This window comes from Streptomyces sp. NPDC046862 (genome assembly GCF_040704615.1).
GTDB lineage: Bacteria > Actinomycetota > Actinomycetes > Streptomycetales > Streptomycetaceae > Streptomyces.
In genome coordinates, this window is the sequence record NZ_JBEYXP010000054.1 from 12143 (window position 1) to 24950 (window position 12808).

Below are 12808 nucleotides of genomic sequence, written 5' to 3' on the forward strand. Positions count from 1 at the left end.
GGCGAGGACGGCGAGGACGGTCGCTGCCGCGAGCGAGGGGGCCCGCCCGCATGCTCGGGTGCGTAACGGTCTGCGGGTGCGTAACGGTCTGCGGGCACCTAACGGGCTTCGAGCATCTGACGGCCTTCGACCACCGGACGACCTTCTCGCGCCGGATCGCCTTCGCGTACGCGACACACCCACTCCCTCGCTGTCGGGATCAGCCGGTCGTGCGGGGCAGCGCCTGATGCACCGACAGGTTCGCGGGCAGGCAGAGGCTCCGAAGTGTCGCATCGTGAACGAATACCGGGCAAGACGCCGTCGAGCGCGACTTCTAGTCGGTGTGCCGGTGCCCGTACAGGTGACTGACCGTCACGAAGTGGTAGCCGCGTTCGGTGAGCGTGCGCAGGATCTCGGGGACCGCCTCGACGGAGGTGGGGTGGATGTCGTGCAGGAGGACGACCTCGTCGCGGTCGGTGTTCGCGATCACGTACTGGGCGACCCGGACGGCGTCCAGGTACTTCCAGTCCTCGGGGTCCACGTCCCACATGAGGGGCGCGAGGGTGGTGGCGAACCGCACCTTGTCGTCGATCGCACCGTAGGGCGGGCGGAAGAGGGTGGGTGCCCTGCCGGTGGCCGCCTCGATGGCCGCGTTGGTGCGGGCCAGCTGGGAGCGGATCTCGGCGGGCGCGAGGCGGGTGAGGTCGGGGTGGTCCCAGGAGTGGTTGCCGATCTCGTGGCCGGCCAGGGCCTCGGCACGGACCAGTTCGGGGTGGGCGGCGACGTTCTGGCCGACGGTGAAGAAGGTGGCGCGGGCGCCGTAGGCCGCCAGGTACGTCAGCAGTGTCGCCGTCTGCGGGGCGGCCGGGCCGTCGTCGAAGGTGAGGGCGACGCAGGTGACTTCGGCGCAGTCGGTGCGGTCGGTGCGGTCGCCCCCGTCCGCGGTGTACGTCGGTACGGGCGGCGGGGTGGGAGTAGCGGTGGCGCCGAGGTCCAGTTCGCGGCCGGGGCGCAGGGTCTGCCGCTGGGCGCGCCGGCCGAAGTCGGACAGCCAGGGCCTGACGGTCGTCTCGGGGAGGGTCACGGTGTGGCGGCCGGCCGCGGGGACGCCGACGGTACCGCGGTCGAAGCTCACCCTCAGGTCGCCGTCGTCGGTGAAGGCCAGGTCGTCCAGGGCGGTGGCACGGTCGGCGCCATGGTCGGCGGCATGGTCCCGCGCCGTGTCGTCGAGAGACGCGGGATCGGCCCCCTCCACCCCGGTGAGCCGCTTCCGCACGGCCGCGGCGAAGGCGTTCCGGGAGCCGGGCGCGACGAGCTCGAGTGCGGGCCGGTCCGTCCCGTCCCTGCCGTCGTACCAGTACGTCCTGGTGTCCGTGCCGTCCCCGGCCGACGGACTCTCGAACGTCGTCAGCCGTACGCCCAGCACGTCGCCGGACGCCACCAGGAACGAGAAGCCGATGTGCAGCTCGGCGGACCGCGCACGCCTGGTCGCGGTCCGCACACCACCGCAGAGAGCGGTCGGGCCGTGGCCCTCCCCGCCGTGAAAGTCCGCGACGCGCCCCTCCACGTCCTTCTTCATGGCCGCCGTCATCGCGGTCGCGCCGGGGACGTCCGGGTAGCTGGCGGCCCACCGGCAGGAGCGGTCGTGGCTGTTGTCGCTGACGATCCTGATGCCCTTGATCCTCGCCAGGTCGACGGGACCGCCCGGGGCCCGGGCCGAGTCGTCCGTGGGCGGGTCGGTGGAGCAGGAGGCCGCCGGGGTCAGGGAGCCGAGCAGCAGGAGTGCGGAGGCGAGGGTGCGGTTGCGCATGCGGGACCTAGGGGAGGAAGGAGCGGAACGAAGGGCGGGCCTGTCGCCACAGCTGATCCCCACGGACCCGTGTCTCCTTCAACGACGCTCCGTGACCCCCGGAACAATCACCGTTCGGGTGTCATCCGCCGTCGATCTCCCGGTACTCCTTGGAGACGTACGTCACATCCGTTCCTGTCACACCGTGCCGGGCCGCTCCGTCAGTGAGGTGTAAGCACCCACAACGACGTTGGAGTTCCTCATGGACGCTCGCTTGAACCTCTTCGGCAGCCCGGTCGCGGGCAAGTTCCTGAAGTACATCAACTCGGCGGGCAAGGTGATCTCGGACTCGACGCTGCCGGCCGCGACGGAGGAGTTGGTGAAGATCCGTGCCAGTCAGATCAACGGCTGCGGGTTCTGCACCGACATGCACACCAAGGACGCCGAGGCCGCCGGTGAGACGACCCAGCGCCTCCATCTGGTGGCGGCCTGGAGGGAGGCCACGGTGTTCACCGACGCCGAGCGTGCCGCCCTGGAGCTGACGGAGCAGGGCACCCGTATCGCGGACGCGGCCGGTGGCGTCCCGGACGAGGTCTGGGCGAACGCCACCAAGCACTACGACGAGGAGCAACTCGCCGCCTTGGTGGGCCTCATCGCGGTCATCAACGCCTACAACCGGCTGAACGTCATGGTCCAGCACCCCGCGGGCGACTACCGGCCCGGCCAGTTCGCCTGACGCGGCGTCACGCAACGCGGCCTCACACAACGCGGCACGGCAGTCCGGGCGTGATGAGTACGCACGGCCCCGCCCTGAGTAGCCGTACTCATGCCCGATGCGCGGCCCGCCCTCACACTGCGGACATGAAGCGACTTTCCAGGGAAAAACCACCTTTCATCCGTCTCCTGCTCCCCTCCTTCGTCCGGCGTGGCGCGGCACTGGCGGCGCTGTGCGCGCTCGCCCTCACCGCGTGCGGCACCGAGCGAGGGGGCGGCAGGGACCCGAAGGCCGGACACGACGACCGGGTCGAGGCCGGCTCGCCCGCGGCGTCCCGCCCCGCGGAGACCCGTAGCGGCCCCGAGGAGGACGAGGACGAGTACGGCAGCCCCGAGTTCTTCGCGTACATGGAGCTCCTGACCTCCCTCGCCAAGCCGTGCCTGCCGGACATCCCGTTACCGCCCGTGGAGACGGACACCGAGGAGCCCCCCACCACTCCGCTGCCCCTGCCATCGCTCCCGGACAAGCCGCCCAGCGAGGAAACCCGGGACCCCGACGCCGCCAGGCAGGAGGTGGCGCTGAGCTCCGTGGAGAAGTGCGACGCCCGCATCCACGCCCGCCGCATCACGAAGGCCCTGAAGGACACGACCGACCCGACGCCGCGCCAGGTCGGCGAGGTCCTGCGCGGCCTCGGCTACATCGAGGAGCGGATCCACGGCCCCCGACGCTCGGGTGAGAACGTGGAGTTCACCCTCGACCTGCGGCTGCTGGGCGGACAGCTGTGCCTCTCCGGCAGCGTCACGGGCACGGGCACGGGCACGGGCACGGGAACGGGCACGAGGACCGTCTTCGATCCGTACGGCGCGTCCCCGGAGGTCAGCTGCCTGGAGGTGCGGCGCAACCGCTGAACCGGCGGGAGGCGAGGAACGTCGCCAGCGCGGCGATGTCCGCTCGGACGTGCGGGGGCATCAGGTCGCAGGGGACGGTTGCGGTGCCGTGCCGGGGTCCGCGTCGGCCGCGCCGCCCGGCTGCCGGTGTTCGCGCCACAAGGAGGCCGCCCAGGCGAGTACGGCACCCCCCGCCGCGTAGGCGCCGAGTACCCAGAGGGCCGACGCGGTGTCGTGGCCCGAGAAGTACACGGTGTTGCGGACGAGGGTGGTGCCCGCCCCCGGTGGCAGGGCCTGGCCGATCGCGCTCCAGAACGGCGGGAGCAGGGGCGCCGGGTAGACACCGCCGGAGCTCGGGTTGCCCAGGACCACGAAGATCAGGATGACCAGGCCGGTGCCCAGGAGACCGAGCAGGGTCTGCAGGGCGAGCGCGGTCGCCGCCGAGGCGAGGACGATGAGAGCACCGATACCGCTCAGGGCCCAGAAGTGCCCGCCGAGCGCGTCGAACACGGGCCCCACGACGATCGCTCCGGCGATGCCCGACACGACCGCGTACAGCACGAGAGCGGCGAGCCGGATCAGGGTGCGCTGCCGGCTGGCGGGCCGGGACCCCGCCGCCATGCCCATGATCGTCGCGGTCAGGTAGCCGCCGATCACCCATCCCAGCACGAGGTAGAAGGACGTCATGCCGCGTCCGTCACCGGAGTTCGGGGGCCGGATGTCGGTGACGGTGATCTGCCGCTTCTGTGCCGTCTCGATCTTCTGGGCGATCTGCGTGGCGGTCTGCGACACCGACGGCCCGCCCGCCGAGGCGACAACGAGGGTGTCCTTGGTGCCGGTCGCGTCGAAGAGGAAGGCGACGTCCGTCCGCCGTGAGAGGACCCACTGCCGGGCGGTGGCGGCGCTCGGTGCGGTCGTGGCTTCGACCGGGTCGCCGTCGAGAGAGTTGAGCCGGTCGACGATCCTCGCGGACACCTGCTGGGGAGCGACCACCGCGACCGGGATCTCGTGGGGCGTGGGCGAGTGGAAGGCTCCGACGTACGACACGATGAAGGCGAGCTGCACGAACAGACCGGCGAGCACGAGTCCGAACGCCCGGAACGTGACAGCGTCCTTCAACTCGGCGACAAAGCCAGGGGACTTGGCGGCGTTACCGGTGGGGGATTTTTCCGGTGATGGGCTGGAAAGGTCGTTCACGGGGCTCATGGTCCCATGGGTGCGTGAACGCGGCGGTGGTCAGCTTCCGGCGGCCGGCGACGACCGGGCCATGGGGCGGTCCGGACGTACGGAGAACACCGTGTCGCCCGCCACCGCCACGATCGCGTCCTTGGCGAGCAGCAGGCTCGGTGTGTTCTCGCCCGCCGCGTCCCCCAGGTGCTCCATCGCGGCCGTACGCCACTGCTCCGCTCCGGTGTCACGGTCCAGTGCCAGCAGGCGGCCGAAGTGGTTGGCGAAGTAGAGCTCCCCGTACGGCGCGGAGAACACCGGTACGGACAGGTCCTCCAGCTCCGTCGGCCTGCGCCACTGCTGCTTGCCGGAGGTCGCCGACAGCGCGGTGACCACTCCGTCCTGCTGTACGACGTAGACGGCGCCGTCCACCAGGGCGGCGGCGCCGCGCGTCGGTTCCGTCAGCGGCAGGCGCTTGACGGCGCCGCTGCCCGGGTTCACGCGCACCAGCGCCGCGTACGACCAGTCGCCGACGGACTGCGCCACCTTGTTCGGGTCCTGGACGGCGGTGAAGAGGAGCTGTCCACCGACGACACCGAGCGGTTCCGACGTCGGCGGCAGGGTCGCGACCTCGCTGCGGGTGCCGTTCGACGCGTCGAGCCGCAGCAGGGTCATGGGTACCCCGTTGGGGTCCTCGCCCGACGAGCACAGGCCGTACAGGGCGTCGCCCATGGCCAGCGGTTCGCAGGTCTTCCCGTCCGACGCGGTCGCCGAGGCGGTCCACAGCTCCCTGCCCGCCGGCCCGTAGGCGACGAACCGTGTCCCGGAGACCGACGTCGTCAGCACTCCGCCGCTGAACGGTTGCGCCTGCGCGTCGTTGTCGCCGATCCGGCGGGCCCACCGCTGTTTCCCGTTGTCCGCGTCCAGGGCCACCAGCTTCCTGACCCTGTTGCCCGCGGCCGCGTCGTCCGGCAGGGAGTAGACGTAGACGAGCCCGTCCCGGACACCGACGGGCCGCGCTTCCTGCGGATTGGTGCCGTACCGCCACACGGTGCGGCCGGAGGCGGCGTCGACCTTGGTGACCGTGAAGCCCGTTCCGGCGCAGTACACGGCCTTCTTTCCGCCCGGCACGCACCCGGATTCCGCGTAGGAGATCGGGTCGACGCCACCCGAGTCGCGGGTCAGGTCCGTCCGCCAGGGCTTCCAGCCGGCGGGCAGCGCCGCGGCGCGCGGGCCGGTGGCGGTGGAGGACGCGGAATCCGTCGGTGTCCGCGCGGTGGTGTCCGAACGCGACATGAAGTGCATCGTCGTGACGCTCAGCCCGGTGACGGCCAGGGCCGCGGCAAGGCTGATCACGATCCGCCGCCCGCGGCTCCGACGGCCGCTTTCGGTGCCGGTGTCGGTTCCCGTGCCGGTGCCGGTTCCCGTGCCGGTTCCCGTGCCGGTGCCGGTTCCCGTGCCGGTGTCGGTTCCCGGGGCCTCGCCCATCATCCGGGTGGGGCTCGCGCCCGGTGGTGCGGGACGAGGGCGGGAACCTTGGCCGCGGGTCTCGACGGTGGCGGTGGCTTCCGCGGAGTCCGGCAACGTCTGCAGGATGCGGTGTAGTTCGGCGGGGTCTGGCCGGGCGGCCGGATCCTTGTCCAGGCACCGCTGGACGATGCTCAGCAACGGCTCCCCGACTCCGTCCAGGGCGGGTGCCTCGTGCATGACCTGGTAGCCCGTCATGTACGGGCTGTCGGCGTCGAAGGGACGGTTGCCGGTGGCCGCGAACACCAGCAGCGAGCCGAGCGAGAACACGTCCGAGGCGGCGGTGACGTCCTTGGGTGTGGCGAACTGCTCCGGGGACATGAAGGGCGGGGTGCCGATCAGCCGTCCGGTCACGGTGAGGGCCTGGTTGTCGGCGGCGCGGGAGATGCCGAAGTCGATGACGCGCGGCCCGTCCTCGGCCATCAGCACGTTGCTCGGCTTCAGGTCCCGGTGCACCAGGCCGGCCTGGTGGATGTCCCGCAACGCCTCGACGAGCCCCAGCGCCAGCGTGCGCAACTCCCGCCCGCCCAACGGCCCTTCCTTGGCCACCGTCTCCGAGAGCGTGCGGCCGGGCACGTACAGCGTGGCCATCCACGGCTGTTCGGCGTCCGGGTCGGCGTCCACGACCGGCGCCGTGAACGCCCCGCTCACCCGGCGGGCCGCCGTCACCTCCTGCCGGAAACGGGCCCGGAACTCCTCGTCCTGCGCGTACTGGGCGTGGATGACCTTGACCGCGACCTGCCGCCCCGACGCGGCCCGCCCCAGGTGGACGACCCCCATGCCCCCGCTGCCGAGCCGGTCGACGAGCACGTAGCCGCCGATCGACCCAATGGACTCCGCATCCTCGGGGCTCAGCGACATCCGCCGGACACCTTTCCCCATTCCCACGCCTCGAAGGCCGGTTCAGGGCATCACCCTAAAGGCTGCCGTGTGCCACGTGGGGCGCCTGATACGACCGGCCCGGCTCGGCAGCGGGGCGAGCCGGTCTTCGACTGGCCTCCCTGTCCGGCCGTCAGGAGGAGGACGGTGGCGTCAGTATGGGCGGCCTGTTCGGGTGTGAGGGGCGCGAGGGGGAGCCGATCTCGAGGGGCGGGCCCGATCGCGGGGCCGGTGGCGCGGCGGGACGGGCGTGCCGGTGGTGCGGGACCGGTGGCACGGGGGCCCGGGGCGGGCGGCGATGGCGTCCGCCCCGGGGCAGCCGGCGTCAGCTCCGGCCGGCGACGGTCTTGATGACCGCGGCGGTGAACTCGGTGGTGGAGGCGCCGCCGCCGAGGTCGCGGGTGGAGGTGCCGGCGGCGATCGTGTCGGCCACACCCCTCTCGATGATCTGCGCGGCGGAGACCAGGGCCGGGTCGCCGTGCCTGGCCCCGAGCCACTGCAGCAGCATCGCGCCGGAGAGGATCATGGCGACCGGGTTGGCGGTGTTCTGCCCGGCGATGTCGGGCGCGGAGCCGTGCGAGGCCTGGGCCATGGCGGTGTCGGCGGAGGCGTTGATGGAGGGGGCGGTGCCCAGCGAGCCGCTGATCTCGCCGGCGAGGTCGGAGAGGATGTCGCCGAACATGTTCTCGGTGACGATGACGTCGAAGTCCTGGGCGCGGCGCACCAGATGGACGGTCATGGCGTCGATGTGGAAGTCGTCGACCGTCACGTCCGGGTACTCCTGGGCGACCTCCTGGCACACCGTGCGGAAGAGCCCCGTGGTCAGCTTCAGCACGTTCGCCTTGTGGACGATGGTGAGCTTCTTGCGGCGCGAGCGGGCCAGGTCGAAGGCGACACGGGCGACGCGCTCGGTGGCGGCGCGGGTGATGATGCCCATCGCGATGGCGACGCCCTCGACGGGGCTGAACTCGCCGGTTCCGGCGACGGTGTTGCGGTCGGCGTAGAAGCCCTCGGTGTTCTCGCGCACGATGACCAGGTCGGCGCTGTCGCAGACGGCCTTGGCGCCGGGGAAGCTCTTGGCCGGGCGGATGTTGGCGAAGAGCTGGAAGTGCTTGCGCAGGGTGCCCGACGGGTTGAGCGCCGACCTGTGCGGCTCGGGGTAGCTCACGGAGTCGTGCGGGCCGAGGAACCAGCCGTCCAGACCGGCCAGTGCCTGCTGGGTCTCGTCCGGCACCGGGGTGCCGTGGGTCTCGATGGCGGAGGCGCCCAGGGGGAGGGTGACCCATTCGAGGGAGACGCCCGCGGCCCGGGCGGCGGCGGTGGCGATCTCGACGGAGGCGGGGACGATCTCGGGGCCGATGCCGTCGCCCTCCAGGACGCCGAGGCGGTACGTCGTGGTGCTCATGGTGCGGGTTCCTCTCTGGAGAACGCGGAGAACGCGGAGAACGCGGAGAACGCGGAGAACGAACGGTGGGTCAGGGCAGGGCGGCGGCACAGGTGAGGGCGGTCCAGGACCGGGCGGCGGTCACGGCGCGACCGCCGCCGTACGGGTCGTCCGGCCCGCCTCGGAGGTGAGCAGGCCGCGGAGCTGACGGGCGGCGGCGCCGGCTCCGTCCAGGACGGGCACGCCCACCAGGGCCTCCAGGGCGTCGCGGGCCGGGGTGAGGGAGTACTGGGCCAGCAGCACCGCGTCGGCGTCACCGGCCCCGGCGGCGTCCAGTGCCTCGGCCAGGGCGCCGGCCAGGTGGCGTGCGGTCGCCTCGGGATCGTCCGCGCCGTCCGCGCCGTCCACCCCGTCCCTGCAGGCCGCGTCCTCGCTCAGCGCGGTCACGATGTCGACCGGGCGGTCCGGCCGGGCCGTCGTGACGAGTGCTTCGAGCTGGGCGACGGCGGCCGGTACGGCCGGGGGAGTGGAGGCGACGACGGCGATACGCCGGAACGGGCCGGACAGCGCGTCCTGGAACATGGCCTCGTCGGACTTCAGGACGGGCACGTTCCACAGGGTGCGGGCGGTGTCCACCACCTCCCCGTACGAGGAGCAGGTCAGCAGTACGCCCTGAGCGCCGCCGTCCATCACGTGGGCGATCAGGCGGAGCATGCGCCTGCGCAGCACGTCGGTGAGGCCCTCGGAGTGGAGGGCGTCGTCCAGGAGACGGTCGTCCAGCACGTTCCACGGGACGGCCTGCGGGAACTCCCGCGCGAACGCCTCCTGAGCGACGCGGGCTCCGGTCGGTACGGCGTGGATCAGGGCGATCAGCGGGCGGGGTCCGGGCACGGCGTCACTGTAGAGCCGCCCGGACAACCGGTCAACCGGTTCATCTCATGCGTTCACCCGAGGACGAGAAGAGGGCCGTCGGCGTAGCGGCCGACGGCCCGGAGCGGGGTGCGAGGGAGTGCCGGGGGCTATGCGTCGCGCTGCTCCAGGGCCTCCATCAGCCGCCGGGACGCGCCCTCCATGTGCCGGGTCATCGCCGCACGGGCCGCCTCGGCATCCCCCTGCGCGACCGCCTCGAAGATCGGTACGTGGTCGGCGTAGGCCACCTCGCGGGACCGGACGGCCCCGGTGCGCCGCACCCAGCCGCGCTGGATCATCGTCCGAACGCCCTTGAGCATGTCCCGCAGCGCCGTGTTGCCGGCCAGCTCCCCGAGCGCCGCGTGGAAGGCGGTGTCGGCCTCGGGGAACTCCTCGTCCGGGCACTCCCGCATGGCGGTCAGCCGGGCGCGCAGCAGCTCGACACCCGCCTCGTCCCGCGCCTGCGCGGCGAGGCCGGCGACTACCACCTCCAGTTCGGCACGTGCCTGGACCATGTCACGGGCGCGCCGCTCCCCCAGGAGCAGGCCGAGCTCGAACAGCCGGTACAGGATGTCGGAGTCGGCGCCGCGGAAGTACGTCCCGCTGGACTGCCGGATCTCCAGCAGGCCCAGGAAGCCGAGCGACTTGATCGCCTCGCGCACGGTGGGCCGGTTCACCCCGAGCATCTCGGTCAGCTGCCGCTCGGAGGGGATGCGGTCGCCGGGCTGGACCTCGCCGGACATCAGGTAGTCGATCAGGCGACGAGAGACCTCGGCTGCCAGCGGCTCCCGCGGCTCGACCCTGATCCTGGCGAGTTCGGCCATCGCATTCCTCACTTCGGCAACTTCGGCAACTTCGGCATTGACGCGATGGCCAGATTCTAGTTACCTACCGGAATTCCGGTAAACCGGTTCATCAGTGAGGAGCCGTCCCGGTGGGCCACCCCGACCGGTCGGCCGACTCCCGGGCGCCGCGAGCGCCCGGGGCTCAGCGGTTGGCCGGGGCGGCGTCCGCGTGGGCGGTGCGCAGCGCGGAGAGGAAGGTGTCGGCGGGCTGGGCGCCGGAGACACCGTAGGCGCGGTTGAGGACGAAGTACGGCACGCCGGTGGCGCCGTAGCGGCGAGCCTCGCGGATGTCGGCCTGTACGGCGTCCGCGTACGTGTCGCCGTCGAGCATCCGCCGTATCTCGTCCTCGGGGACGCCGACCTCGGCGCCGAGCCGCACCAGGGTGCCGGGGTCGTCGACGATCTCGCCCTCGCCCAGGTGGGCGCGCAGCAGCCGTTCGTGCATCCGGTCGCCCAGGCCGTGTGCCGCGGCCAGGTGGCTCAGGCGGTGGGCGTCGACCGTGTTGACGGAGACGGCCCGCTCCAGGTCGTACGTCAGCCCCTCGGCGGCGGCGAGTTCGGTGACCTGACGGGTCATCGCCCTGACCTGCGCGACCGGCGCCCCCGTCTTCTCCGCCAGCGTCTCGAAGACCGGTCGCCGCCGGCCCTTCGGGTGGGACGGGTCGAGCTGGAAGCTGTGCCAGTGGATCTCGACCTCGTCGGCGTGCTCGAACCGGTCGAGCGCCGTTTCCAGGCGCCGCTTGCCGATGTAGCACCAGGGGCAGACGACGTCGGACCAGACGTCGACGCGCAGCGCGCTCACAGGGCACACACCCCGTCCGTGCAGACGGCCGCGTCGTCCGAGCCGAGGACCGTGAGAAGAGGTGCGGGTTCGTCCGTGCCCGCGGAGGTGTCGGCCGCGGAGGTGTCGCGCGCAGAGGCGTCGGCCGCGGTGGCCGGTGAGCCGGGGATCGTCTCGGCGGGCTTTCCCGCCGTGCCGTCCGGGAGCGGGTGGTCGGGCATGAGAAGTCCAATCATCAAAGACAGGGAACCTGCCCTCGGGCAGGAGAGGGCGTCAAGCGGCGGTGCCCACCGGCGGGGTCGGCGCCACGGGGTGGGCCTGCTCGACGCGGTCACGCCTGGTGTACATGTCCCAGTAGTGCTCGGCGAGTTCGGCCGGGTCGACGACGGGGAACTCCGCGCCGGTGAGCCTGTCGTCGGGCTCGGCGGAGGCGGATGCCTCGGCCGCCTCGCTGCCGGTGATCATCGCGCCGATGGTGAGGGTGCCGGCGTAGACGCCGGTGCCGGCGAGTTCGCCGTTGAGGGAGTACAGGTAGTTGCGGGCGGCCGACATCACCGGGCCCGGGCCGCTGAGGTGGGGCATCGGCTGCACCGCCGTGTAGCCGGTGGTCATCAGGACGGCGCCGTCACCGCGTTCGGTCATCTCCGGAAGTACGGCGCGGAACACCTCCACCGGGGTGAGCAGGAGCAGCCGGGAGAGGTCTTCAAGAGTGGCCGCGTCCAGCCGGGCGGCGGGAGTGAAGGACACGTCGCCGCCGATCGGCCCGTACTCCACGACGTCGATCCGGCCGAAGCGGTCCCGGATGGCGTCCACCAGCGCGGGAACCCCCGCGGGGTCGGACAGGTCGGCGGAGAAGGCGGCGGCCTCGATGCCCTCGCCCTCCAACCGCGCCACCAGGGAGTCGAGCCGGTCCTTGCGGCGGGCCACCAGGGCGACACGGAAGCCCTCCTGGCCGAAGCGACGTGCGACGGACACGCCGAGCCCGGTACCGGCGCCGAAGACGGCGATCACTTTGGACATGGAACTTCTCCTCGCCGTGGAGTTATCTTGACCTATGGGTCAAGTTCTTCGCGGCCGACCGTAACACATAACTTGACCCATGGGTCAAGATGTCCGGACCGACGTGGGACGGACGTGGGACCGACGTGGGACCGACGTGGGACCGACGTGGGACGGGCGTGGGACGGGCGTGGGACGGGCGTGGGACCGACGTGGGGCCGACGTCGGATCGATGTCGGATCGATGTCGGATCGAGGGATGCGACCATGGGACGCCGAACGCACGACGAGGAGGGACGCCGGATGCGGGCCGACGCGCGACGCAACGCGGAGAAGCTGCGAACGGCAGCAGCCGAGCTCTTCCGTGAGCGCGGCCTCCAGGCGCCCCTGAAGGAGATCGCCCGCCGGGCCGGTGTGAGCCACGGCACCCTGTACAACCTCTTCGGCACCCGCGAGGCGCTCATCGACGAGGTGGTCGCCGACCTGGCCGCCGACCGGCTCGAACAGGTCGCCGAGCGGGCCCTGGCCCATGAAGACGCCTGGGGCGGATTCGCGTACTACGTCGAGAAGCTCTGCGAACTGCAGATCACCGATCCCGCGATCAGCGACGTGGTCACCGGCCGCTACCCGGACGCCGCGCGCCTGATGGCCGTCTGTGAGGGGACCCGCGCCGTCGCCTCGCGCATCATCGAGCGAGCCCAGCAGGCCGGCGCCCTGCGGCCCGACTTCACCCGGGAGGACCTGGTGTTCATCCTCGGGGCCAACGCCCTGCTCTCCCGGGCCGTCAGGGACACGGCGCCCGACGCCTGGCGCCGAGGTGTCGCCTTCACCCTCGACGGCCTGCGCACCGAAGCCGCCCACCCGCTCCCCGCCGCCCCGCTGACCCCGCAGCAGCTCTACGAGGTCATGGGCAACTTCACCGGCTCGCCGTAAGAGGGGGACCGCTTC

At 72.0% G+C, this 12808-nt stretch carries 12 protein-coding genes; 3 read left to right on the plus strand and 9 right to left on the minus strand.

Going from position 1 to position 12808, the window contains the following annotated elements; translation table 11 throughout:
• Positions 1 to 313: 313 nt before the first annotated feature.
• Positions 314 to 1789, minus strand: coding sequence for a polysaccharide deacetylase family protein (locus AB0959_RS41690; protein WP_366832050.1), 1476 nt, complete (start codon positions 1787 to 1789; stop codon positions 314 to 316).
• A gap of 241 nt (positions 1790 to 2030) precedes the next feature.
• Between AB0959_RS41690 and AB0959_RS41695 the strand changes: the two genes are divergently transcribed.
• A complete protein-coding gene (locus tag AB0959_RS41695) occupies positions 2031 to 2504 on the plus strand; it encodes a carboxymuconolactone decarboxylase family protein (protein WP_366832051.1) in 474 nt (157 codons plus the stop codon).
• 125 nt (positions 2505 to 2629) lie between these two features.
• Positions 2630 to 3391 (plus strand): hypothetical protein, encoded by a 762-nt coding sequence (locus AB0959_RS41700; RefSeq protein ID WP_366832052.1) that lies wholly within the window; start codon positions 2630 to 2632, stop codon positions 3389 to 3391.
• Between the two features lie 60 nt (positions 3392 to 3451).
• Here the strand turns inward: AB0959_RS41700 and AB0959_RS41705 are convergent, their stop codons facing one another.
• The 8 genes from AB0959_RS41705 to AB0959_RS41740 form a co-directional block, all read right to left on the minus strand.
• The gene (locus AB0959_RS41705; protein ID WP_366832053.1) at positions 3452 to 4576 is read right to left on the minus strand and encodes an ABC transporter permease; all 1125 of its coding nucleotides are present in this window, start codon (positions 4574 to 4576) and stop codon (positions 3452 to 3454) included.
• 30 nt (positions 4577 to 4606) lie between these two features.
• The gene (locus AB0959_RS41710) at positions 4607 to 6925 is read right to left on the minus strand and encodes a protein kinase (protein WP_366832054.1); all 2319 of its coding nucleotides are present in this window, start codon (positions 6923 to 6925) and stop codon (positions 4607 to 4609) included.
• Positions 6926 to 7268: 343 nt separating this feature from the next.
• Positions 7269 to 8348, minus strand: a complete 1080-nt coding sequence (locus tag AB0959_RS41715; protein ID WP_366832055.1) for an isocitrate/isopropylmalate dehydrogenase family protein — start codon at positions 8346 to 8348, stop codon at positions 7269 to 7271.
• A gap of 120 nt (positions 8349 to 8468) precedes the next feature.
• Positions 8469 to 9218, minus strand: coding sequence for an aspartate/glutamate racemase family protein (locus AB0959_RS41720; protein ID WP_366832056.1), 750 nt, complete (start codon positions 9216 to 9218; stop codon positions 8469 to 8471).
• 128 nt (positions 9219 to 9346) lie between these two features.
• On the minus strand, positions 9347 to 10060 hold the full coding sequence (locus AB0959_RS41725) for a FadR/GntR family transcriptional regulator (RefSeq protein ID WP_366832057.1): 714 nt from the start codon (positions 10058 to 10060) through the stop codon (positions 9347 to 9349).
• A 163-nt stretch (positions 10061 to 10223) separates the two neighbouring features.
• On the minus strand, positions 10224 to 10883 hold the full coding sequence (locus AB0959_RS41730; RefSeq protein WP_366832058.1) for a DsbA family oxidoreductase: 660 nt from the start codon (positions 10881 to 10883) through the stop codon (positions 10224 to 10226).
• Positions 10880 to 11098: a hypothetical protein gene (locus tag AB0959_RS41735; RefSeq protein WP_366832059.1), complete on the minus strand. Its 219-nt coding sequence runs from the start codon at positions 11096 to 11098 to the stop codon at positions 10880 to 10882. The genes AB0959_RS41730 and AB0959_RS41735 overlap by 4 nt, the downstream gene beginning before the upstream one ends.
• A gap of 37 nt (positions 11099 to 11135) precedes the next feature.
• The gene (locus tag AB0959_RS41740) at positions 11136 to 11882 is read right to left on the minus strand and encodes an SDR family NAD(P)-dependent oxidoreductase (protein WP_366832060.1); all 747 of its coding nucleotides are present in this window, start codon (positions 11880 to 11882) and stop codon (positions 11136 to 11138) included.
• 245 nt (positions 11883 to 12127) lie between these two features.
• On the opposite strand from AB0959_RS41740, the gene AB0959_RS41745 reads away from it, so the two are divergent.
• Positions 12128 to 12793, plus strand: coding sequence for a helix-turn-helix domain-containing protein (locus tag AB0959_RS41745; RefSeq protein WP_366832061.1), 666 nt, complete (start codon positions 12128 to 12130; stop codon positions 12791 to 12793).
• The last annotated feature ends 15 nt before the right edge of the window (positions 12794 to 12808 follow it).

Coding starts and splice junctions, on each gene's coding strand:
- AB0959_RS41715 (WP_366832055.1), bottom strand. CDS start 8,348: ATGAGCACCACGACGTACCGCCTCGGCGTCCTGGAGGGCGACGGCATC.
- AB0959_RS41735 (WP_366832059.1), bottom strand. CDS start 11,098: ATGATTGGACTTCTCATGCCCGACCACCCGCTCCCGGACGGCACGGCG.
- AB0959_RS41725 (WP_366832057.1), bottom strand. CDS start 10,060: ATGGCCGAACTCGCCAGGATCAGGGTCGAGCCGCGGGAGCCGCTGGCA.
- AB0959_RS41745 (WP_366832061.1), top strand. CDS start 12,128: ATGGGACGCCGAACGCACGACGAGGAGGGACGCCGGATGCGGGCCGAC.
- AB0959_RS41700 (WP_366832052.1), top strand. CDS start 2,630: ATGAAGCGACTTTCCAGGGAAAAACCACCTTTCATCCGTCTCCTGCTC.
- AB0959_RS41740 (WP_366832060.1), bottom strand. CDS start 11,882: ATGTCCAAAGTGATCGCCGTCTTCGGCGCCGGTACCGGGCTCGGCGTG.
- AB0959_RS41710 (WP_366832054.1), bottom strand. CDS start 6,925: ATGTCGCTGAGCCCCGAGGATGCGGAGTCCATTGGGTCGATCGGCGGC.
- AB0959_RS41695 (WP_366832051.1), top strand. CDS start 2,031: ATGGACGCTCGCTTGAACCTCTTCGGCAGCCCGGTCGCGGGCAAGTTC.
- AB0959_RS41705 (WP_366832053.1), bottom strand. CDS start 4,576: ATGAGCCCCGTGAACGACCTTTCCAGCCCATCACCGGAAAAATCCCCC.
- AB0959_RS41690 (WP_366832050.1), bottom strand. CDS start 1,789: ATGCGCAACCGCACCCTCGCCTCCGCACTCCTGCTGCTCGGCTCCCTG.